The sequence below is a fragment of the Pantoea sp. B9002 genome (assembly GCF_013385945.1).
In the GTDB taxonomy this organism is placed as follows: Bacteria; Pseudomonadota; Gammaproteobacteria; order Enterobacterales; family Enterobacteriaceae; genus Pantoea.
Map to the genome: position 1 here is coordinate 279,645 of NZ_JACAPA010000011.1, position 21,066 is coordinate 300,710.

A 21,066-nucleotide genomic window follows, 5' to 3' on the forward strand; every position below is an offset into this window, starting at 1 on the left:
GTTTTGTTACAACGTGTTTTCACACACCTTTCATATTTTCCGCTTCCATTTCGCGGAAATATTTCACGGTTTTCACTTTCAGTTCCATGGTGGCGGGTTCGTCACAGACCACGACAGATTTTGCATGCAGCTGCAGGCAGCTGATGGTCCACATGTGGTTGACGTTACCTTCAACCGCAGCCTGCAGCGCTTGCGCTTTCAGATGGCCGGTAACCAGAATCATCACTTCTTCTGCATCCAGCAGCGTACCGACACCAACCGTCAGGGCGTATTTCGGCACCTGATCCACATCACCGTTAAAGAAACGTGAGTTTGCAATGCGCGTATCGTGCGTCAGGGTTTTGATGCGGGTACGTGAGGAGAGGGAAGAAGCCGGTTCGTTGAAGGCGATGTGACCATCGTTGCCCACGCCGCCCATAAACAGGTTAATTTTACCGTAAGCGCGGATCTTCTCTTCGTATTGACGACATTCTGCGTCAATATCTTCGGCATTGCCATTCAGAAGATTGATATTTTGCTGTTGAATATCAACATGATCGAAAAAGTTACGGTACATGAAGCTGTGGTAACTTTCCGGATGCTCTTTTGGCAGGCCAACGTACTCATCCATGTTGAAGGTGACAACGTGCTTGAAACTAACCTGGCCCGCTTTGTGCATGTCGATCAGGTGCTTGTAAGCTTCCAGTGGTGTTCCACCGGTTGGTAGACCCAGCACGAAGGGACGTTCTGCGCTAGGCTTAAACGCATTAATGCGGTTAACAATGTGGCGTGCAGCCCATTTACCCACTTGGGTCGGTGTGGCCAAAGGGATCAGTCTCATGTCTTCACCTCAATTAAGATTGGAAATGTGGAGTTGCCGTTTCTCTGACAGTTTTCTGCCTTTAAGCGTAATGCGTTTAAGCGTAGCCATCCGGGAAAAGTGCGACTCGATATTTTTCATCATAAAATAAGTTTGTGGTGCTGGCTAGCATTTCGCATTATCAAACCACCATTTTGGTGATTAAAGTCACAGTTGTAGTGGTTTTAATTTGCGAGGCGAATTAATTTGTCTTTACACTGCGCCTCGTGGTGAAAAGTGTCATCAAGGTACCGGGCGACGGGATAATAAAATCAACCTGCGCCACGGCAAAACGCCAGTCTCATAGGGGGAGAATAAGGTGAGTATTCTAGGATATCTGCAAAAGGTCGGCCGCGCGCTTATGGTGCCGGTAGCGACTCTGCCGGCAGCGGCAATCTTGATGGGCGTTGGATATTGGATCGATCCAGATAGCTGGGGCGCAGGCAATGCGCTGGCGGCACTGTTGATCAAATCCGGTTCAGCGATCATCGACAACATGTCCGTGCTGTTTGCCATTGGTGTGGCGTACGGTATGTCAAAAGATAAAGACGGTGCAGCAGCGTTAACCGGCTTCGTCGGTTTCCTGGTGGTGACCACACTCTGTTCACCGGCTGCGGTCGCGATGATTCAGAAAATACCGGTGGAGCAGGTACCTGCCGCCTTCGGTAAAATCAATAACCAGTTTGTTGGTATCCTGGTGGGTATTCTCTCTGCTGAGGTTTATAACCGCTTCAGCCATGTTGAGTTGCCAAAAGCGCTGTCGTTCTTCAGCGGCCGTCGTCTGGTGCCGATCCTTGTCTCCTTCCTGATGATTGTCGTCGCCTTCGTACTGATGTATGTCTGGCCGATCATTTTCGGTGGACTGGTGAGCTTTGGTGAGCACATCCAGAAAATGGGCTCAATCGGTGCGGGCGTCTACGCCTTCTTTAACCGCCTGCTGATTCCTGTTGGTCTGCATCACGCGTTGAACTCAGTATTCTGGTTCGACGTTGCCGGTATCAACGATATTCCTAAATTCCTCGGCGGCGCGCAGTCTATCGCTGAAGGTACAGGTATTCCAGGTATCACCGGTCGTTATCAGGCGGGCTTCTTCCCAATCATGATGTTCGGTCTTCCAGGCGCAGCGCTGGCAATTTACCACTGCGCACGCCCGGAAAACCGCGCCAAAGTCGGCGGTATCATGCTGGCAGCGGCCTTTGCCGCCTTCTTTACGGGTATCACCGAACCGCTGGAGTTCTCCTTCATGTTCGTGGCGCCGGTGCTGTATGTGATTCACGCGGCACTGACCGGTCTTTCTGTGTTCATCGCCGCGAGTATGCAGTGGATTGCCGGTTTCGGCTTCAGTGCGGGTCTGGTGGATATGGTGCTGTCAACGCGTAACCCGCTGGCAGTGCACTGGTGGATGCTGATCCCACAAGGTCTGGTGTTCTTCGTTATCTACTACGCGGTGTTCCGCTTCACCATCCAGAAATTCAACCTGATGACGCCGGGCCGCGAACTCTCTGCGGGCGATGAAACCGATGGTTATGACGTAAATGTCGATAACAGCGGTAACGGTGAAAGCCAAACTGAATCTCTGGCGCGTCGTTACATTGCGGCGGTAGGTGGCTCAGAAAACCTGACCAACATTGATGCCTGTATCACGCGTCTGCGTCTGAACGTTAAAGACTCGGCGCAGGTTAATGAAGGTGTCGCTAAACGTCTCGGTGCTTCAGGTGTGATTCGCCTGAACAAGCAGAGCGTGCAGGTTATCGTCGGTACTCAGGCCGAAAGCATCGCAACAGCAATGAAAACCGTGCTGAGCAAAGGTCCGGTTGCGGCATCTGCCGCGGCATCAACGCCAGCGCCAGCGCCTGCTGCTGCAGTAAAACCGCAGGCGGTGCTGAACAGCGAAAAAGCCGTGATTGCTACGCTGCTGGCGCCAGTAACCGGTGACATTGTTGCGCTGGAAAATGTGCCTGACGAAGCGTTCGCCAGCAAAGCAGTCGGCGATGGTCTGGCCATCAAGCCAACCGGCAAAACCGTGGTTGCGCCAACCGCCGGAACCGTAGTGAAGATCTTTAATACCAACCATGCATTCTGTCTTGAAGCGGAAAACGGTGTCGAGATCGTGGTTCACATGGGGCTGGATACGGTGGCGCTGGAAGGTAAAGGCTTCACGCGTTTGGTTGAAGAGGGCGCAACGGTCACTGCAGGTCAGCCAATCCTGGAAATGGATCTGGACTTCCTCAATGCCAACGCCCGCTCGATGATCAGTCCAGTTGTGGTCAGCAATAGCGATGATTTCGCTGGTCTGAATTTACTGGCAACCGGTTCAGTGGTTGCAGGCCAAACCCCGCTGTACGAGGTTAAAGGCTAAGTCCTTGTGATTGAGCCAGAAGGCAGGAAGCGATTCCTGCCTTTTTTGTTTTAAAACGACCAACAAACGGTTGTTTCCCTCCTGCGCTTTGTGGATCATACTCCGTTACTTCGTGGTACAAATCACCCGTTATAGTTTTTGAGGATTTTGAGATGAGTGAGGCTGAAGCCCGCCCAACGAACTTTATTCGTCAGATCATCGACGAAGATTTGGCGAGCGGTAAGCACAACAGTGTGCATACCCGTTTCCCGCCTGAGCCCAATGGTTATCTGCATATTGGCCATGCGAAATCTATCTGCCTGAACTTTGGTATCGCGCAAGACTACCAAGGTCAGTGCAATCTGCGTTTCGACGACACTAACCCAGTAAAAGAAGATCTGGAGTTTGTCGAATCCATTAAGCGTGACGTGCAATGGCTGGGCTTTGAGTGGAGCGGCAACATTCGTTACTCCTCAGACTACTTCGACCAACTGTTCAACTATGCGGTTGAGCTGATCAATAAAGGTCTGGCTTACGTTGATGAGCTGTCGGCGGATGAGATCCGTGAGTATCGCGGTTCCCTGACGGCGCCGGGCAAACACAGCCCATATCGCGATCGCAGCGTGGAAGAAAACCTGGCGCTGTTCCAGAAGATGCGCGATGGCGGTTTCGAAGAGGGCAAAGCCTGTCTGCGTGCCAAAATCGACATGGCGTCCAGCTTCATCGTGATGCGCGATCCGGTGCTGTACCGCATTAAGTTTGCCGATCATCATCAGACTGGCAGCAAGTGGTGCATTTACCCGATGTACGACTTCACCCATTGCATTTCGGATGCGATTGAAGGCATTACGCACTCTCTCTGCACGCTGGAGTTCCAGGATAACCGTCGTTTGTACGATTGGGTGCTGGATAACATCACCATTCCGGTCCATCCGCGTCAGTATGAGTTCTCACGCCTGAATCTGGAATACGCGGTGATGTCGAAGCGTAAACTGACTCAGCTGGTAAGCGAGAAAGTTGTAGAAGGCTGGGACGATCCGCGCATGCTGACCGTTTCGGGTCTGCGTCGCCGTGGTTACAGCGCCGCTTCTATCCGTGAATTCTGCCGCCGCATTGGCGTGACTAAGCAGGACAATATCGTAGAGATGGCTTCACTGGAGTCGTGTATTCGTGACGATCTCAATGAAAACGCGCCACGTGCGATGGCGGTGATGGAACCGTTGAAGGTGGTGATTGAAAACCTGCCTGCCGGTTATGAAGAGATCATCACCATGCCAAATCATCCGAACAATCCGGAGATGGGCACGCGTGAAGTGCCATTCAGCCGTGAAGTGTGGATCGATCGCGCAGATTTCCGTGAAGAAGCCAATAAGCAATACAAGCGTCTGGTGCTGGGTAAAGAAGTCCGTCTGCGTAACGCCTATGTGATCCGTGCCGAGCGCGTGGCAAAGGATGATGAAGGTAATATTACCTGCATTTACTGTACCTGCGACGTCGATACGCTGAGCAAAGATCCAGCTGATGGACGTAAAGTGAAGGGCGTGATCCACTGGGTTTCCGCTATTCACGCACTGCCGGCGGAATTTCGTCTCTACGATCGTCTGTTTAGCGTGCCAAATCCGGGCGCGGCTGAGGATTTCCTCACCACCATCAACCCGAACTCACTGGAAATCAAACAGGGCTTCGTTGAGCCAGGTTTGCGTGCAGCGGATCCGATGGCGCCGTACCAGTTCGAACGCGAAGGCTATTTCTGTGCTGATAGCGTCTATTCACAGCCAGCCAAACTGGTGTTTAACCGCACCGTGGGTTTGCGTGATACCTGGGCAAAAATCGGCGATTAATAGTTTTAGTCGCTAGCACGATAAGATCATGAAAGGGCGAGCAATCGCCCTTTTTTATTATCTCTATTTGGCAAGATACGACCTTTTATGCTGCCCGCCTCAATCCGCCTTTAATTCCCTATTTGCGACTATTCTGACTTTAGAAAAATTAACCCATTTGCCAGTGTGAAAAACTTTTTTTCAGGTAGGCTATGCGCTCTCAGACGTTGCTCCGCGGCTTATCTAAGGAAAAAAAATGACAAGTCTCGCCCAGGAAGCCAGGCATAGCGTGGTGGTTTTACATCAGCTTATCGAACGTATTTTCAATCAGGCAGAAGGCAGCGATGACAGTATTGATCTGTTTTTGTCGCACTTTCATCCCGAGTTCAAAATGGTCACGCCGCAAGGCAAACGATTGGATCTCAATGAAATGGAAGTGCTGTTTCGCCAGTTGCAGGGGCAGCGCGAAGGGATGCGCATTGCTACCAGTGAGCACGCCATCATCTCGCAGCAAAGCGAGGAAGTGACGATTCAGTATCGTGAATTACAGATGATGAACGGCATCAATCAGAGCCGTATTTCACTGGCGGTACTGGATTGCAGCACCGCCATTCCGCGTTGGCGCTACTTACAAGAAACGCTCGTTGCCTGATTTCAGGCATAAAAAAACCGGCTCAAGCGCCGGTTTTTTTATACTGCATAGCACACTTAATTACTTATCGTGGAGCGTATCGTCTTCGCGGCAGTCTCCCAGAGCACAGTGACCATACAGGTACAGGCTGTGGTTGCTGAGTTTGATACCGTGGCGAGTGGCAATTTCACGCTGACGCGTTTCGATTGATTCATCGCTGAATTCGATAACTTTGCCACAATCCAGGCAGATCAAGTGATCGTGGTGATGCTGCTGAGTCAGTTCGAAGACAGATTTACCGCCTTCAAAGTTGTGACGGGTTACAATGCCCGCGTCGTCAAACTGGTTAAGAACGCGATACACCGTTGCCAGACCAATCTCTTCGCCCATATCAATCAGGCGCTTATACAAATCTTCCGCACTGACGTGATGGGACTCGGGGCCGGGTCCCTGAAGCACTTCCAGAATTTTCAGTCTGGGTAGCGTGACTTTCAGGCCAGCCTTCTTCAATGCGGAGTTGTTGTCAGTCATGCGGATATTGTCCTGTTACTTTGCTAGTCACTTGCGGCGCAGGGGCCTTGAATGTTTAGGTCAACGCGCATTCTCATTTGCGTCTCATTATAGAACTCAAGCAGTGAAATGAAAACCAAGGCAACGTCCTTAATCACCAAAGGTTGTAAGGATATCGTCACTAACGTCTTCAAGACGCTTGGGTTTTGGATTCCATTTCACTCAGCCTCATTCTACTGCCAGAGGAATAAGCGGATGACCATTGCGGGTATTCTACAGATTTGCGGGGAAAAGTTAAAAAACCGTAGCTATTATTTTTATAGGAAATTCCGTTGCCCGATGTGAGGCAGTGTGCACATCGGGCAGAGCAGGGAATTAAGCTTCAATAATCTCTTTCAGCTGCAGCTCGTCGAAGATCTGCTTCACCCACTTCTCAACGCGTTCGTTGGTCAATTCTGGCTGACGATCTTCGTCAATGGCCAGACCAAGGAAGTTTTTGTCATCGGCCAGGCCTTTAGAGGCTTCGAAGTGATAGCCTTCGGTTGGCCAGTGACCAACGATCACCGCACCGTTCGGTTCGATGATGTCACGGATGGTGCCCATCGCGTCACAGAAGTACTCGGCGTAATCTTCCTGATCGCCACAACCAAACAGCGCTACCAGCTTGCCATTGAAATCAATCTCTTCCAGCGTCGGGAAGAAATCATCCCAGTCACACTGCGCTTCGCCGTAATACCAGGTTGGAATGCCCAGCAGCAGGATGTCGAACGCATCGAGATCTTCTTTGGTGCTCTTAGCAATGTCATGCACTTCGGCGACATCTTTACCCAGTTGTTTCTGGATCATCTTTGCAATGTTTTCAGTGTTGCCGGTATCGCTGCCGAAGAAAATGCCTACGATTGCCATGGGTTAGGTAACCTCTTGAATCCTGATTGTGAAAGTAAGTCAGTTGACTGCACAGTTATGCGAATAATAGCAGACCGGTAAAAAGTGCGGAACTTGTAAAGCCGTGACTTTGTGTTCCAGCGTGCGGTCTTCGCGCGTTACGACAGTTTGAGCTGTGCCAGCAGCATTTGTTCAATCAATTCGCTGCGACTGATGTTCTGCTGATCGGCCAGCGTGCTGAGCGCGTCAACCGCCTCGCTCGACATCTTCAGCTCAACACGACGCAGCCCACGCACTTTATCGCGCTTGAGCTGATTACGTTTGTTGATGCGTAACTGTTCATCACGCGTCAGCGGGCTGGTTTTCGGGCGACCAGGACGCCGCTCGTCTGCGAAGAGATCAAGCGTAGTGCGGTCTGTCTGTTCTTTTGCCATGGTTTGTAAAACTGAGTGGGCGCGAACGGCGGAAAGGCGCTGCGCGATTAAAACATTATCGGCCCGACCACGGCGAAAAAATATCCGTGGCAAATTTTTAGCGCGACATCATACTCCAGCGCCTTCCCTGACGCCAACCCTAAAGCGCAAGCGGCAAGCTTTTGCTTTTACAGGTTAAAAAAACGCCGAACGGCGCGTAGCACCGCATCGGGTTTCTCGGCGTGCACCCAATGTCCAGCGCCGCTGATCACATGTGCATGCGCCTGTGGGAACTGACGCAGCAGCGCATCGCGATGCTGATTATCCAGATAAGGCGAATCGCCGCCGCGGATAAACAGTGCCGGATGCGGCCACGCAGGAATCTCTTCCCAGCCGGAAATGGTGCTGTAATTATCCCACAGCACCGGCACATTAAAGCGCCATTCGCCCTCTGCGAAAGACTTGAGGATGAACTGGATCACGCCTTCTTGATCAATATGCTGACGCATCACTTCAGCGGCTTCGCTGCGGCGCGTGACGCCCGCGGCGCTCACGGCGCGAATAGCGGCAAAAATTTCGTCATGGCGGCGCGTTTGGTAATCAACGGGCGCGATATCGATCATCACCATTTTTTCGATACGTTCCGGCGCGATGGCACTGAGCGCCATGGCGATTTTGCCGCCCATTGAGTGGCCAATCACACCCGCGCGATCGATATGGTGCGCATCCAGCGTTTCGACGATGTCCTGCGCCATTACGTGATAATTCATCTCATCGCTACGCGCCGACAAGCCGTGGTTACGCACATCCACCTGCAGCGTCGGACGTGCATCACGCACCCCACGCGCCAGCACGGCAAGGTTATCAAGGCTGCCAAAAAGACCATGGATTAACAGAATCGGTGTGGCATCGGGGGCAGATTGTTCAGTTTGCAGACGGGCGTTCAAAATCATGGCTAAAGTTCTTACGGTTGTGACCTTGGCTTAGGTTATCATGGATTCACCTGTCCAGCAGTCAGGCCGATGGGCATTAGGGCATATTCCGACTTTTGCCCCGAAACGTTGCCAACGCTATCGGCTGCCACGGATTTAACTTTATAATCCTTATGTTAGAACCCGCTCACGTTTTGCACGACTGGATTTTGCTAAGGCCGTTGCAATAATGCGTGGTTCTGTCATTTGCCAGAATCGTACGGAAAAAGATGAAAACGATTGAAGTTGACGAAGAACTCTACCGTTATATTGCCAGCCACACGCAGCACATTGGTGAAAGCGCCTCAGATATTTTGCGCCGCATGTTGAAGTTCACCGCCGGACAGAGCGCACCTGCTGCGCCCGCCGCTGGTGCATCAGTGAAAGAAGCGCAACCTGCCAGCCGTGAAGCGCGTCCTCAGGATCGCGTCCGTGCGGTACGTGAGCTGCTGCTTTCCGATGAATATGCCGAGCAGAATAAGGCGGTTAACCGCTTCATGTTGGTACTGTCAACGCTCTATCGTCTTGATCCGGCTGCGTTTGCTGAAGCTACTGCCTCGCTGCAGGGCCGTACCCGCGTCTACTTTGCGGGCGACGAGCACACGCTGCTGCAAAATGGCACCCATACCAAGCCGAAGCACGTTCCCGGCACGCCGTACTGGGTGATCACGAACACCAATACAGGTCGCAAATGCAGCATGGTGGAACACATCATGCTGGCTATGCAGTTCCCACAGGAACTGACAGAGAAAGTTCGCGGCACCATTTAACTGAAGCGTCAGGGAGAAGCGCCAATGGCCAATCACCCCCGTGCCGGGCAGCCTGCCCAGCAGAGCGATTTGATTAACGTTGCACAATTAACCTCGCAGTATTACGTCCTGAAGCCCGATGTGGCGAATCCGGATCATGCGGTGAAATTTGGCACTTCAGGCCACCGCGGCAGCGCGGGACGCCAAAGCTTCAATGAACAGCACATTTTGGCGATCGCGCAGGCGATTGCTGAAGAACGTAAAAAGAATGGCATCACCGGTCCGTGCTACGTCGGTAAAGACACGCATGCGCTGTCAGAGCCGGCGATTCTGTCGGTGCTGGAAGTGCTGGCCGCTAACGGCGTGGACGTGATTGTGCAGCAGGACAACGGCTATACGCCAACGCCTGCCATCTCTAACGCGATTCTTGAGCACAACAAACGCGGCGGCGCGCAGGCGGACGGCATCGTTATCACGCCTTCGCACAACCCACCGGAAGATGGCGGTATCAAATACAATCCGCCCAACGGTGGCCCGGCTGATACCAACGTCACCAAAGTGGTGGAAGATCGCGCTAACCAGCTGATCAAGGGCGAACTGAAAGACGTGAAACGTCTGCCGCTGGATCAGGCATGGGCGAGCGGTCACATCGTTGAGCAGGATCTGATTCAGCCGTACGTTGAAGGTTTGGCACAGGTGATTGACTTCGCCGCCATTCAGAAAGCTGGCCTGAAAATTGGCGTCGATCCGTTAGGCGGTTCCGGTATTGCTTACTGGCAGCGCATTGCTGAGCACTACCAGCTGGATCTGACCATCGTGAACGATGCGATCGATCAGACTTTCCGCTTCATGCATCTGGATAAAGATGGCGTGGTGCGTATGGACTGCTCATCTGAGTGCGCGATGGCCGGTTTACTGGCGTACAAAGACAAATTCGACCTGGCCTTTGGTAACGATCCTGATTACGACCGTCACGGCATCGTCACGCCTGCGGGTCTGATGAATCCGAACCACTATCTGGCGGTGGCGATCAACTACCTGTTCCAGCATCGCCCACAATGGGGCAAAGATGTTGCTGTGGGTAAAACCCTGGTTTCCAGCGCGATGATCGACCGCGTCGTCAACGACATTGGCCGCAAGCTGGTGGAAGTACCGGTTGGTTTCAAATGGTTCGTTGATGGTCTGTTCGATGGCAGCTTCGGTTTCGGCGGTGAAGAGAGCGCGGGCGCATCCTTCCTGCGCTTCGATGGCTCAGCCTGGTCAACCGATAAAGACGGCATCATTATGTGCCTGCTGGCCGCTGAAATCACGGCGGTAACCGGCAAGAACCCGCAGCAGCATTATGACGAGCTGGCAGAGCGCTTTGGTGCGCCAAGCTATAACCGTCTGCAGGCTCAAGCGACTTCTGCACAGAAAGCGGCGCTGTCTAAGCTGTCACCAGAAATGGTAAGCGCTGATACGCTGGCGGGTGATCCGATCACCGCACGCCTGACAGCCGCGCCGGGTAACGGTGCGTCAATCGGCGGTCTGAAAGTGATGACGGAAAACGGCTGGTTTGCCGCGCGTCCATCAGGTACCGAAGACGCTTACAAAATCTACTGCGAAAGCTTCCTTGGTGCTGAACATCGTCAGCAAATCGAGAAAGAAGCGGTTGAGATTGTTAGCGAAGTACTGAAAAACGCGTAATCGTACCCATCATCAGAGGCGGCCTTTTGGCCGCCTCTTTTATGGCATAAATCGATAACCGATACCGGTTTCGGTCAGTAAATGGCTGGGCTGCGTGGGATTCGCTTCCAGCTTTTGCCGCAAGTGGCCCATATAGATGCGCAAATAGTGGCTGTGTTCCACCGCATTTGGCCCCCAAACCTGATTCAGCAACTGACGCTGAGTCAGCACTTTGCCGGCATTATTCAGCAGCAAACTCAGCAGACGAAATTCGGTTGGCGTCAGATGCACTTCCTGTTGGTTGCGCAGCACGCGGCGCGCCGCCAAATCGACGCTCACTTCACCAAATTTCACTATCGGTTCTGGCTGGCTGCTTTGATGGCGACGCAGCGCCACGCGTACGCGCGCCAGCAGTTCACCAATGCCAAACGGCTTAGTGAGATAATCATCCGCACCGGCGTCCAGCGCATCAATCTTATCCTGCTCATCGGTGCGTGCCGACAGCACAATCACCGGCATGCTGCTCCACTGACGCACTTCACGGATAAAATCATTGCCATCACCATCCGGCAAGCCAAGATCGAGGATCACCAGATCGGGCTTACGCGTCGCTGCTTCAATCAGGCCGCGCTGCAGTTGCTCCGCTTCCACAATTTTCAGGCCTTCGCTCTCCAGCGCCAGGCGCACGAAACGGCGAATCTCTTTTTCATCTTCCACTATCAAGATGGTCGTCACGCTGCCTCCAGCGGCAAAAAAGTTAACGCATCACTTTAGCAATAAAGCGGCCCGGCGTCCGTCACGAAGTTTTTAACTTGAAGGAATCGTTTAATTCACAATCTTGTAACTAACTTTCATCACCACACAAATTGCTGAAAAAAAGCGCAAGTATAGTGGTCGGATGAGTAGTAAAATTACACAACAACGGGTAATATCTGAACCAGATCACATTTCAACGCAATGTTTACCACAAGGGGGCCAAAGATGGATCGCGCATATCCACTGTATAAAATCGTACTGCGCCGCGTGCTGGTGGTAGCAATCGGTTTGCTGGCGCTGCCAGTGATGTTATTCCGCTCAGATCGCGCGCGTTTGTACAGTTACCTGCATCGTATGTGGTGCAAAACCAGCACGAAACCCGTCTGGCTGGCGCAGTCGGAAGCGGCTGCTGGCATTCACTGGTAACCAGTTTCAGCGCAGTATTAACCCGGCGACTTCCCGTGAAGCGCCGGGTTTTTTTATCGATAATTTTCACGCCCACCGCGCGTTCCCGCTGTTATCCCCGCGCATTTCAGCTACACTTAAAACCTCTACAAGATTTCTGAGGTTGTACAAGTATGAGCGAGAAAATTCCTGTTGGTATCAGCGCTTGCCTGCTCGGGGATAACGTCCGATTTGATGGCGGCCACAAACGTTTTGCTTTCGCCACGGACGAACTCGTGCCATTTGTGCGCTTTGAACCTGTCTGTCCCGAAATGGCGATTGGCTTACCGACGCCGCGTCCGGCTTTGCGCCTGGTAAAAGAGAGCGATGAAAACATCCATCTCTGTTTCAGCAAAGATGGCGGCGAAGAGGTGACGGAAGAGATGCAGCGCTGGTCCGCCGAGCGGGTGAAGTCGCTACATCATCTGTGCGGCTACATTCTCTGTGCTAAATCGCCTAGCTGTGGGCTGGAACGCGTCCGCGTTTACGAGCCTGAAACTAATAACAATCGCAAAGCGGGCACCGGCATGTTTACCGCCTTTCTGCAGAAAGAGATGCCGTGGCTGCCGCTGGAAGAGGATGGTCGTCTGCATGATGACGCTATCCGAGAAAACTTTATCGGCCGCGTCTATGCGCTGCACGAATTCAACGAAATGTGGCGCAGCGGATTATCGCGCCACAAGCTGATGGCCTTCCACAGCCGCTATAAATTGCTGCTGCTTTCTCATGCGCAGGATGAGTACCGCGATATGGGCCGTTTTGTCGCGGCGATGGATCAGTGGGATTCGCTGGAGGATTACGCCGTTGAGTACCGCAATCGTCTGATGCACCTGATGTCACATCAGGCATCACGACGCAATCACACTAACGTGCTGATGCATGTACAAGGCTACTTCCGTCCACAGCTGAGCTCGCCGCAGCGTCAGGAGCTGGCGCAACTGATTGATCGCTATCGTCTTGGCGTGCAGCCGCTGTTAGCCCCGATCACCATGCTGAAACACTACATGGCGGAATATCCGCATCCGTGGCTGGCACAACAGCGCTACTTTGATCCTTATCCGGAAGCGCTGCGTTTGCGCTACGGACAATAATTTCGGGGCTTTATGACCACCCATTTAGTTTGGTTGCGTAACGATCTGCGCATTAATGACAACATGGCGCTGGCCGCTGCCTGCCGCGATAGCCAGGCCAAAGTGATTGCGCTGTTTATCGCCACACCGCAGCAGTGGCAGCAGCATCAGATGGCGCCAAAGCAGGCGGCGTTCATCCAGCAAAATCTCAGCTTGTTGCAACAGTCGCTGGCTGAACGCGGCATTCCTCTGAATTTCCATCAGTGTGATGATTTTGCCGCTTCGATTGATTACCTGGCGGAATTTTGCCAGCAGCAGCGGGTGGATGCGCTGTTCTACAACTACCAGTACGAAATCAACGAGCGTGAACGCGATGCGCAGGCGGAGAAACGTCTGGATGCGCAGGGCGTAATTTGTCAGGGATTCGACGACAGCCTGCTGTTTCCGCCGGGCAGTGTGCAAACCGGCAGCAACACCATGTTCAAGGTGTTCACTCCGTTTAGCAGAGCCTTTGTTCGACGTCTGCATCAGGGCTTGCCGGAGTGTTATCACGCACCGAAAGCGCGTGATGGCGCGCCCATCAGCATCGAAAACAACATCCCCACCTTTGATTATCCCTGTGAAGCCTTTGATGACAGCTGGTTCCCGGCGGGTGAAGAGGCGGCGTTGAAACAGCTGCGCCACTTCGCCAAACAGGCGGTGCAACATTACCCGGATCAGCGTGATTTACCGGCCATCGATGGTACCAGCCGTTTATCGGCCTATCTGGCGATTGGCGTGCTGTCGCCGCGTCAGTGTTTGCATCGCGTATTAAAAGAGCATCCTGATGCGCTCAATGAAGGCAAGGCTTTTACCTGGCTGAACGAACTGATCTGGCGCGAGTTCTATCGTCATCTGATGGTGGCGTTTCCAGCGCTGTGTAAGCATCAGCCGTTTGTCGACTGGACGCGCAACGTCGATTGGCAGCAAAACGACGTACATCTCAAAGCCTGGCAACAGGGCAAAACCGGCTATCCGATTGTTGATGCGGCGATGCGCCAGCTCAACACGCTCGGCTGGATGCATAATCGCTTGCGCATGATTACCGCCAGTTTCCTGGTGAAGGATCTGTTGATCGACTGGCGTGAAGGCGAGCGTTATTTCATGCAACAGCTGATCGATGGCGATCTGGCCGCCAACAACGGCGGTTGGCAATGGGCCGCGTCAACCGGCACCGATGCCGCGCCCTATTTTCGTATCTTCAATCCCACCACGCAGGGCGAGCGCTTCGATAAACAGGGCGAGTTTATACGCCAGTGGCTGCCGGAACTCAGCGAAGTGCCTGACAGCGATATCCATCAGCCGCAGGTGTGGGCACAGAAAAATAACAAGAAACTCGATTATCCAGCGCCAATCGTGGAACATAAGGACGCACGTAAAAAGACACTAGACGCCTTTGAGCGCGCTCGCAGCGCGGCTTGAGGCGGTCAGGGAGCCGTAATGAATAATGTCGAGTTAGAACAGATCGTTAACCAGCAGCTGAATAACAGCGCCTTCAGCGATTATGCGCCGAACGGTTTGCAGGTGGAAGGGCGCGCCGAGGTGAAAACCATCATTACCGGCGTAACCGCTTGTCAGGCGCTGCTGGATGAAGCGGTGAAACGCAACGCCGATGCGGTGCTGGTGCATCACGGATACTTCTGGAAAAGCGAAGCGCCGGTAATTAAAGGCATGAAGCGCCAGCGTCTGCGCACGCTGCTGGCCAATGATATCAACCTGTATGGCTGGCATTTGCCGCTGGACGCGCATCCCGAGTTGGGTAATAACGCGCAGCTGGCGCGTCTGTTTGATATTGAAGTGAAAGGCGAGATTCAGCCGCTGGTGCCGTGGGGCGAGTTAGCAGAACCACTAAGTGGCGCGGCGCTGGCGGAAAAAATTGCCCAGCGTTTAGGCCGCACACCGCTGCACTGCGGTGATAACGCGCCGGCATTGATCAAGCGCGTTGCCTGGTGCAGCGGCGGCGGTCAGGGCTTTATCGATAGCGCGGCAGCCTTTGGCGTCGATGCCTTTATTACCGGCGAAGTTTCTGAGCAAACCATCCACAGCGCGCGCGAACAAGGTTTGCACTTTTTTGCCGCCGGACACCACGCGACCGAACGCGGCGGCATCAAGGCGCTGGGCGAGTGGTTAGCCGCCCATCATGGCCTTGATGTGACCTTTATCGACATCGACAATCCTGCCTGATTTCTCCACTCTCACGCCCTTAACCTGCGTTAAGGGCGCAAATCTGTTGACACATCTCTGTCACTTTCGCATAACGTATTGCCTTTACGCATAAACGAGACACGCGGTCGCCATGAATGACGACCCTACGTAATGTTTTGACTTTTACCAGGAGGTTGTTTTTGCAACGAGCACGTTGTTATCTGCTAGGTGAGCGCGCGGTGGTGCTGGAACTGGAACCGCCGGTTTCGTTGACCAGCCAGCAGCGTATCTGGGGATTGTGTCAGCGACTGCAGCAGAACGAGCAGGTAGAGGAAGTGATTCCTGGAATGAACAACCTGACGTTGCTGCTGCGCGATCCTCAGTTGAATGCGTTGGATGCCATTGAGCGTTTGCAGCGCTGGTGGGAAGAGAGCGAAGCGCAGCTGCCGGAATCGCGCCGCGTCGAGATTCCTGTCGTGTACGGCGGCGCAGGCGGGCCGGATCTGCAGGAGGTCGCGGAGCGCGCCAACATGACGGTCAGGCAAGCGGTAGAACTGCACAGCAGCATCGATTACGTGGTCTATTTCATCGGCTTCCAGCCTGGTTTCCCTTATCTCGGCGGCCTGGATGAGCGTTTACACACGCCGCGCCGCGCTGAACCGCGCGTGCTGGTACCGAGCGGCTCGGTGGGCATCGGCGGCAGCCAAACCGGCATCTATCCATTAGCCGCGCCCGGCGGCTGGCAACTGATTGGTCACACGCCGCTTAGCCTGTTCGACCCGCTTCAGCATCCACCGACACTGTTACGTCCCGGCGATAGCGTGCGTTTTGTGCCGCAGCAGGAGGGCGTATGTTAAAAATTCTCCGCGCGGGCATGATGACCTCGCTGCAAGACCACGGCCGCACCGGCTTCCGCCAATATGGCATCAGCGTGGGCGGCGCGCTCGATCAACCGGCGATGCGTACCGCCAACATGTTGGTGGGCAATCCCGAGCACAGTGCCGTATTGGAAATCGTGCTCGGCCAGTTCAAAGTGGAATTTAAGCGCGATGGCTGGTTCGCACTGACGGGCGCAGGCTGCAATGCCGATCTGGATGGCAAATCGGTGTGGACCGGCTGGCGCTTGCCGGTGAAAAAAGGGCAGGTGCTGACGCTGGCAACGCCAACGCGCGGCATGCGCAGTTATCTGGCGGTTAACGGTGGTTTTGCCGTGCCGGAAATGCTCGGTTCGGTCAGTACCGATCTCAAGGCGGCATTTGGCGGCTGGCAGGGACGTAAACTGCAGGATGGCGACGAGCTGCCGTTGGGCAAAGCGACGCGTGACTTCAAAGATAAAGCCGGCGTGCGTCAACTGCTGTGGGGCAACCGCATCCGCGCCTTAGCGGGTCCGGAATATAACGAGTTCTCGCGTGAGGCGCAGCAGGGTTTCTGGCGCAGCCCGTGGAAGCTCAGTCCGCAAAGTAACCGCATGGGTTATCGCCTGCAGGGCCGACAACTGCATCGCGATGCAACGCGCGATTTGCTGTCGCACGGTTTAGTGCCCGGCGTGGTGCAGGTGCCGCCCAATGGTCAGCCGATTGTGTTGATGGCGGACGCACAAACCACCGGCGGCTATCCGCGCATTGCCTGCATCATCGAAGCCGATCTCTATCATCTGGCGCAAATTCGCCTCGGCGAACCGATTCACTTTATCCACTGCACGCTGGAAGACGCGATTCACGCCAAACAGCATCAACAACGTTCCTTCGACCAAATAGCCTGGGGATTGGCCCATGAAGATTGATCTTAACGCCGATCTCGGCGAAGGCAGCGCCAGCGATCAGGAACTACTGACGCTGGTGAGTTCAGCCAATATCGCCTGCGGCTTCCACGCCGGTGATGCGCAAACCATGCTGCAATCGGTGCGCTGGGCGAAAGCGTCTGGCGTGGCGATTGGCGCGCATCCGAGTTTCCCCGATCGGGAAAACTTTGGCCGTACCGCCATGCAGCTGCCGCCGGAAACGGTGTATGCGCAGATGATCTACCAGATTGGTGCGCTGAAAAGCATTGCCGAGAGCGAAGGCGAACGGCTGGTACACGTCAAGCCGCACGGCATGCTGTACAACCAGGCGGCGGGCGATCCGCAACTGGCGGATGCCATCGCGCGCGCGGTAAAAGCCGTGGATAGCGGATTGATTCTGGTGGGATTAGCGGGCAGCGCGTCGATTGCGGCCGCGGCGCATCATGGTCTGTGCACCCGCGAAGAGGTGTTTGCCGATCGTGGCTATCTGGCGAGCGGGGCGTTAGTGCCACGCAGCCAGCCGCAAGCGATGATTGAAGATGCCGATCAGGCGCTGGCGCAAACGCTGGCGATGGTGCAGCAGCGTCAGGTGCAGAGCATCAGCGGAGAATGGGTCAAGGTTAACGCCGAAACCGTCTGTTTACACGGTGATGGCGCACACGCGCTGCAGTTCGCCCGCACGCTGCGCGCGGCATTTGCGACCAGTCAGATTGCAGTCACCAGCGCATAACGTTTTACTCATTGCCCGGCATCACGCCGGGCTTTGTCTTTTCACATAAGGGAACAACATGGATAACGTGGTAAACCTCTGGCCGCTGCTGGGCATTGCCGCCATCATTCTGGGTTTTGTGCTGCGCTTTAACCCGGTGCTGGTGGTGATTGTGGCGGGCTTCGTCACCGGGCTGGCGGCGCATCTGCCGCTGGCAGACATTCTGGAAAAGCTCGGCTCTGGCTTCCTCAATACGCGTAACCTGCCGCTGATTTTGCTGCTGCCGCTGGCTGTTATCGGTTTGCTGGAGCGTCATGGCCTGAAAGAGCGTGCGCAAAGCTGGATCGCGCAGATCAAAACCGCCACCGCCGGACGCTTACTGATCGTCTACCTGTTTGTGCGTGAAGCCACCGCCGCGCTGGGCTTAACCAGCCTGGGCGGCCATCCGCAAATGGTGCGTCCGCTGCTGGCGCCGATGGCCGAAGGTGCCACGGAGAACCGCTACGGTGACGTCCCACCAGAAGTGCGCCATCGTCTGCGCGCCATGTCTGCGGCGACCGATAACATCGGTCTGTTCTTTGGCGAGGATATCTTCGTTGCCTTTGGCGCGATTATCTTCATGCATAACTTTATGCAGGAATCTGCCGGTATCAGCACCGAACCGCTGCATATCGCGCTGTGGGGCATTCCTACCGCTCTCTGTGCTTTCCTCATTCATTCAGCTCGTCTGGTGCGTCTTGATCGCCAGTTGTCGCGTGAATTGGGCGCGTTGAACCAGCAGGCGCTGAACGCCAAAGGAGCGAAGTAATGTTCCAGCAACAATATTTGATGTGGCTGGCGGGGGTGATCCTGCTGGTGGTTGCCGTACTTTCCTGGCGTGACAGCGCTAACCCGCGCCGTTTTACCACCGGTCTGTTCTGGGCACTGTATGGCCTGATTTTCCTGATTGGCGACGGTGCTTATCAGCTGATGGGACAATGGGCGGGCGATGCCGAACTCGGCCGCCGCTGGTTGCATATCGGCGTGGGCGTGGCCGTGGTATTGATGGCGCTGATTGCCGGTTTCGGCGGCGTGCGTCTGGGTCGTTATCATCAGCGCAGCGATGAGCAGAAACAGGAAAGTGCTAAACGTCTGCATAACAAACTGTTCCTGCCAGCGCTGGCGATTCCACTGGTGACGGTGATTGGCGTGCTGGCGTTTAACCATATTCCCGGTTTGCAGGACAGGGTGTTTGGTCCCGGCAATCACTCCACGCTGGTGACGCTGTTCTCCATGATGATTGGCTGCCTGCTGGGCTGGCTGATTGCGTTGAAAATCACCCATGAAAAGCCGCTGCAGTCGATGCAGGAAACCCGTCGCCTGCTGGATGCGGTGGGTTGGGCGTTTATTCTGCCGCAGATTCTGGCCACGCTTGGCCTGCTGTTCACCAGCGCCGGTGTCGGCACGGCGATTTCACACCTCACTGAACAATATCTGGCGGTGGATAATCGCCTGATTGCCGTCGCGGTGTATGCGGGTGGCATGGCGTTGCTGACCATGGTGATGGGCAATGCGTTTGCTGCCTTCCCGATTGTCACCGCCGGGATTGGTATTCCGATTCTGGTGCTGCAACACGGCGGCAATCCGGCGGTCATGGCGGCGATTGGGATGTTCTCCGGCTATTGCGGCACGCTGATGACGCCGATGGCGGCCAACTTCAACATCGTGCCAGCGCGCCTGCTGGAACTGCCGGACCGCAACGCGGTGATCAAGGCTCAGGTGCCAACCGGTGTGCTACTTTTGATAGTGAATATTTTCCTGCTCTACTTCCTGATGTTCTTGTGAGGTTGCAATGAAAACGGTGTTAATGACGGCGTTTGAGCCCTTTGGTGGCGAAAACATCAACCCTTCGTGGGAAGCGGTGCGCACTTTTGACGGCAAAGAGATCGCCGGTGCACGCATTGTGGTTCGCCAGCTGCCGGTGGTGTTTGCCACCTGCGGTGAAGTGCTGACGCGCGCGCTGGAGGAGATTCAACCCGATCGCGTGCTGTGCGTCGGGCAAGCGGGCGGCCGCGCCGATATTACCGTTGAACGCGTCGCGATCAACGTGGATGACGCGCGCATTCCGGATAACAACCAGCAGCAACCGATCGATCAACCCATCGAGGCTGATGGCCCGGCGGCCTATTTCTCCACGCTGCCGATCAAAGCGATGGTTGCCGCGCTGCGTGAAGTGGGCGTGCCGGCTTCGGTATCGCAAACCGCCGGCACCTTCACCTGTAATCACGTGATGTACAGCCTGCTGCACTGGATCCACACCACCAACAGCAAGGCGCGCGGCGGATTTATTCACATCCCGTATATGCCGGAACAAGCGGCGCACCATCCCGGCGTGGCCAGCATGGCGACTTCGAGCGTGATTCAGGCGCTGGAAACCTCGCTGCAGGTGATCCTGAGTACCGAAAATGACATCCGCGTCGTCGGTGGTGCCACGCATTAACAGGAGTTGTTATGCCTGAGGGACCGGAGATCCGCCGCGCGGCGGATCAGCTGGCAGAGGCAATGGTCGGCAAACCACTCACCGATGTGTGGTTTGCCTTTCCACAGCTGAAAACCTACGAACCGGCGCTGATAGATGCCACCATCAACGCCTTCGAAACGCGCGGTAAAGCGCTGCTCACCCACTTCTCTAACGGTTTGACGCTCTACAGCCACAATCAGCTGTACGGCGTGTGGCGCGTGGTGCCAACCGGCACGCAGCCGAATACCACGCGTCAGCTGCGCGTGCGGCTCGCGACTGCGGATAAAACCATTTTGCTGTATAGCGCCTCGGATATTGAGCTGCTCAACGCCGATACCTTAGCGGCGCATCCGTTTTTGCAGCGCGTGGGCCCGGATGTGCTGGATGCCAGCTTAACGGTGGAAGAGGTGCGCGAGCGTTTGCTGTCGCCGCGTTTTCGTCGTCGCCAGTTCAGCGGCTTGCTGCTCGATCAGGCCTTTTTAGCCGGCCTCGGCAATTATCTGCGCGTGGAGATTTTGTGGCACGCCGGATTGCTGGCGTCGCATCGGGCGCAGGACCTCAGCGAGCAGCAGCTGACGGCGTTAAGTGAGGCGATGCTGGCGGTGCCGCGTTTGTCGTATCAGATGCGTGGCAGCATGAAGAAGTATCATGAAGATGCAGCGTTTCGCTTCGAGGTGTTTCATCGGCAGGGCAAAAAGTGTCGGCGATGTGGCGCGGTGATTGAGAAGGGCGTGCTGTCATCGCGGCCGTTTTACTGGTGTCCGGGATGCCAGATGTGAGAAGGGCGGGATAATCCCGCCCTT

General features: G+C 54.8%; 22 protein-coding genes. 16 read left to right on the forward strand and 6 right to left on the reverse strand.

What is annotated here, in order from left to right:
* Positions 1-19 precede the first annotated feature (19 nt).
* Positions 20-820 carry a glucosamine-6-phosphate deaminase gene (gene nagB / locus HX773_RS09980; RefSeq protein WP_110865725.1) on the reverse strand — a complete coding sequence of 267 codons (801 nt, stop codon included), beginning with the start codon at positions 818-820 and terminating at the stop codon, positions 20-22.
* Between the two features lie 343 nt (positions 821-1,163).
* Between nagB and nagE the strand changes: the two genes are divergently transcribed.
* From nagE to HX773_RS09995, 3 genes are all read left to right on the forward strand, one after another.
* On the forward strand, positions 1,164-3,197 hold the full coding sequence (gene nagE, locus HX773_RS09985; protein WP_176971431.1) for an N-acetylglucosamine-specific PTS transporter subunit IIBC: 2,034 nt from the start codon (positions 1,164-1,166) through the stop codon (positions 3,195-3,197).
* 152 nt (positions 3,198-3,349) lie between these two features.
* A complete protein-coding gene (gene glnS / locus HX773_RS09990; protein ID WP_176971381.1) occupies positions 3,350-5,017 on the forward strand; it encodes a glutamine--tRNA ligase in 1,668 nt (555 codons plus the stop codon).
* A gap of 235 nt (positions 5,018-5,252) precedes the next feature.
* The gene (locus tag HX773_RS09995) at positions 5,253-5,648 is read left to right on the forward strand and encodes a hypothetical protein (RefSeq protein ID WP_176971382.1); all 396 of its coding nucleotides are present in this window, start codon (positions 5,253-5,255) and stop codon (positions 5,646-5,648) included.
* Positions 5,649-5,708: 60 nt separating this feature from the next.
* Here HX773_RS09995 and fur read toward each other — a convergent pair whose 3' ends face one another.
* The 4 genes from fur to ybfF all read right to left on the reverse strand — a co-directional run bounded on the left by fur (position 5,709) and on the right by ybfF (position 8,388).
* Positions 5,709-6,158 (reverse strand): ferric iron uptake transcriptional regulator, encoded by a 450-nt coding sequence (fur, locus tag HX773_RS10000; RefSeq protein WP_007890672.1) that lies wholly within the window; start codon positions 6,156-6,158, stop codon positions 5,709-5,711.
* A 354-nt stretch (positions 6,159-6,512) separates the two neighbouring features.
* Positions 6,513-7,043: a flavodoxin FldA gene (fldA, locus tag HX773_RS10005; RefSeq protein ID WP_008107028.1), complete on the reverse strand. Its 531-nt coding sequence runs from the start codon at positions 7,041-7,043 to the stop codon at positions 6,513-6,515.
* A 137-nt stretch (positions 7,044-7,180) separates the two neighbouring features.
* Complete coding sequence (ybfE, locus tag HX773_RS10010) at positions 7,181-7,456, reverse strand: LexA regulated protein (RefSeq protein ID WP_007890670.1); 276 nt, start codon at positions 7,454-7,456, stop codon at positions 7,181-7,183.
* A 167-nt stretch (positions 7,457-7,623) separates the two neighbouring features.
* The gene (gene ybfF, locus HX773_RS10015) at positions 7,624-8,388 is read right to left on the reverse strand and encodes an esterase (RefSeq protein ID WP_176971383.1); all 765 of its coding nucleotides are present in this window, start codon (positions 8,386-8,388) and stop codon (positions 7,624-7,626) included.
* 248 nt (positions 8,389-8,636) lie between these two features.
* Between ybfF and seqA the strand changes: the two genes are divergently transcribed.
* Together seqA and pgm are read left to right on the forward strand one after the other, a co-directional pair.
* Positions 8,637-9,176: a replication initiation negative regulator SeqA gene (seqA, locus tag HX773_RS10020; RefSeq protein ID WP_061717375.1), complete on the forward strand. Its 540-nt coding sequence runs from the start codon at positions 8,637-8,639 to the stop codon at positions 9,174-9,176.
* Positions 9,177-9,200: 24 nt separating this feature from the next.
* Positions 9,201-10,841: a phosphoglucomutase (alpha-D-glucose-1,6-bisphosphate-dependent) gene (gene pgm, locus HX773_RS10025; protein WP_176971384.1), complete on the forward strand. Its 1,641-nt coding sequence runs from the start codon at positions 9,201-9,203 to the stop codon at positions 10,839-10,841.
* A 39-nt stretch (positions 10,842-10,880) separates the two neighbouring features.
* Here the strand turns inward: pgm and kdpE are convergent, their stop codons facing one another.
* Complete coding sequence (kdpE, locus tag HX773_RS10030) at positions 10,881-11,555, reverse strand: two-component system response regulator KdpE (protein ID WP_176971385.1); 675 nt, start codon at positions 11,553-11,555, stop codon at positions 10,881-10,883.
* A 246-nt stretch (positions 11,556-11,801) separates the two neighbouring features.
* Here kdpE and HX773_RS10035 point away from each other — a divergent pair, with 246 nt between their 5' ends.
* The 11 genes from HX773_RS10035 to nei all read left to right on the forward strand — a co-directional run bounded on the left by HX773_RS10035 (position 11,802) and on the right by nei (position 21,042).
* The gene (locus HX773_RS10035) at positions 11,802-12,002 is read left to right on the forward strand and encodes a YbfA family protein (RefSeq protein ID WP_008107019.1); all 201 of its coding nucleotides are present in this window, start codon (positions 11,802-11,804) and stop codon (positions 12,000-12,002) included.
* A 152-nt stretch (positions 12,003-12,154) separates the two neighbouring features.
* Positions 12,155-13,111, forward strand: coding sequence for a 2-thiouracil desulfurase family protein (locus tag HX773_RS10040; protein WP_176971386.1), 957 nt, complete (start codon positions 12,155-12,157; stop codon positions 13,109-13,111).
* A gap of 12 nt (positions 13,112-13,123) precedes the next feature.
* Entirely contained in the window at positions 13,124-14,551 is a 1,428-nt protein-coding gene (gene phrB / locus HX773_RS10045) for a deoxyribodipyrimidine photo-lyase (protein ID WP_176971387.1), read from the forward strand.
* 18 nt (positions 14,552-14,569) lie between these two features.
* Positions 14,570-15,313, forward strand: coding sequence for a type 2 GTP cyclohydrolase I (locus HX773_RS10050; protein WP_176971388.1), 744 nt, complete (start codon positions 14,570-14,572; stop codon positions 15,311-15,313).
* A 161-nt stretch (positions 15,314-15,474) separates the two neighbouring features.
* A complete protein-coding gene (pxpB, locus tag HX773_RS10055) occupies positions 15,475-16,131 on the forward strand; it encodes a 5-oxoprolinase subunit PxpB (RefSeq protein WP_176971389.1) in 657 nt (218 codons plus the stop codon).
* The gene (gene pxpC / locus HX773_RS10060; protein ID WP_176971390.1) at positions 16,125-17,057 is read left to right on the forward strand and encodes a 5-oxoprolinase subunit PxpC; all 933 of its coding nucleotides are present in this window, start codon (positions 16,125-16,127) and stop codon (positions 17,055-17,057) included. The genes pxpB and pxpC overlap by 7 nt, the downstream gene beginning before the upstream one ends.
* Positions 17,047-17,784 (forward strand): 5-oxoprolinase subunit PxpA, encoded by a 738-nt coding sequence (gene pxpA / locus HX773_RS10065; RefSeq protein ID WP_176971391.1) that lies wholly within the window; start codon positions 17,047-17,049, stop codon positions 17,782-17,784. Before pxpC ends, pxpA begins: the two co-directional genes overlap by 11 nt.
* A gap of 58 nt (positions 17,785-17,842) precedes the next feature.
* Entirely contained in the window at positions 17,843-18,571 is a 729-nt protein-coding gene (locus HX773_RS10070) for a DUF969 domain-containing protein (RefSeq protein ID WP_110865738.1), read from the forward strand.
* A complete protein-coding gene (locus HX773_RS10075; RefSeq protein WP_176971392.1) occupies positions 18,571-19,587 on the forward strand; it encodes a DUF979 domain-containing protein in 1,017 nt (338 codons plus the stop codon). The genes HX773_RS10070 and HX773_RS10075 overlap by 1 nt, the downstream gene beginning before the upstream one ends.
* Positions 19,588-19,594: 7 nt before the next feature.
* A complete protein-coding gene (gene pcp, locus HX773_RS10080) occupies positions 19,595-20,242 on the forward strand; it encodes a pyroglutamyl-peptidase I (protein ID WP_176971393.1) in 648 nt (215 codons plus the stop codon).
* A gap of 11 nt (positions 20,243-20,253) precedes the next feature.
* Positions 20,254-21,042, forward strand: a complete 789-nt coding sequence (gene nei / locus HX773_RS10085; RefSeq protein WP_176971394.1) for an endonuclease VIII — start codon at positions 20,254-20,256, stop codon at positions 21,040-21,042.
* Positions 21,043-21,066: the final 24 nt, after the last annotated feature.

Excerpts from the sequence above, each read along its gene's own strand:
- glnS (WP_176971381.1), top strand. The coding sequence starts at position 3,350 with ATGAGTGAGGCTGAAGCCCGCCCAACGAACTTTATTCGTCAGATCATC.
- HX773_RS10035 (WP_008107019.1), top strand. The coding sequence starts at position 11,802 with ATGGATCGCGCATATCCACTGTATAAAATCGTACTGCGCCGCGTGCTG.
- seqA (WP_061717375.1), top strand. The coding sequence starts at position 8,637 with ATGAAAACGATTGAAGTTGACGAAGAACTCTACCGTTATATTGCCAGC.
- phrB (WP_176971387.1), top strand. The coding sequence starts at position 13,124 with ATGACCACCCATTTAGTTTGGTTGCGTAACGATCTGCGCATTAATGAC.
- nei (WP_176971394.1), top strand. The coding sequence starts at position 20,254 with ATGCCTGAGGGACCGGAGATCCGCCGCGCGGCGGATCAGCTGGCAGAG.
- HX773_RS10070 (WP_110865738.1), top strand. The coding sequence starts at position 17,843 with ATGGATAACGTGGTAAACCTCTGGCCGCTGCTGGGCATTGCCGCCATC.
- pxpC (WP_176971390.1), top strand. The coding sequence starts at position 16,125 with ATGTTAAAAATTCTCCGCGCGGGCATGATGACCTCGCTGCAAGACCAC.
- HX773_RS10040 (WP_176971386.1), top strand. The coding sequence starts at position 12,155 with ATGAGCGAGAAAATTCCTGTTGGTATCAGCGCTTGCCTGCTCGGGGAT.
- ybfE (WP_007890670.1), bottom strand. The coding sequence starts at position 7,456 with ATGGCAAAAGAACAGACAGACCGCACTACGCTTGATCTCTTCGCAGAC.
- nagB (WP_110865725.1), bottom strand. The coding sequence starts at position 820 with ATGAGACTGATCCCTTTGGCCACACCGACCCAAGTGGGTAAATGGGCT.
- pcp (WP_176971393.1), top strand. The coding sequence starts at position 19,595 with ATGAAAACGGTGTTAATGACGGCGTTTGAGCCCTTTGGTGGCGAAAAC.
- ybfF (WP_176971383.1), bottom strand. The coding sequence starts at position 8,388 with ATGATTTTGAACGCCCGTCTGCAAACTGAACAATCTGCCCCCGATGCC.
- fldA (WP_008107028.1), bottom strand. The coding sequence starts at position 7,043 with ATGGCAATCGTAGGCATTTTCTTCGGCAGCGATACCGGCAACACTGAA.
- HX773_RS10075 (WP_176971392.1), top strand. The coding sequence starts at position 18,571 with ATGTTCCAGCAACAATATTTGATGTGGCTGGCGGGGGTGATCCTGCTG.
- pxpA (WP_176971391.1), top strand. The coding sequence starts at position 17,047 with ATGAAGATTGATCTTAACGCCGATCTCGGCGAAGGCAGCGCCAGCGAT.
- pgm (WP_176971384.1), top strand. The coding sequence starts at position 9,201 with ATGGCCAATCACCCCCGTGCCGGGCAGCCTGCCCAGCAGAGCGATTTG.
- HX773_RS09995 (WP_176971382.1), top strand. The coding sequence starts at position 5,253 with ATGACAAGTCTCGCCCAGGAAGCCAGGCATAGCGTGGTGGTTTTACAT.
- fur (WP_007890672.1), bottom strand. The coding sequence starts at position 6,158 with ATGACTGACAACAACTCCGCATTGAAGAAGGCTGGCCTGAAAGTCACG.
- HX773_RS10050 (WP_176971388.1), top strand. The coding sequence starts at position 14,570 with ATGAATAATGTCGAGTTAGAACAGATCGTTAACCAGCAGCTGAATAAC.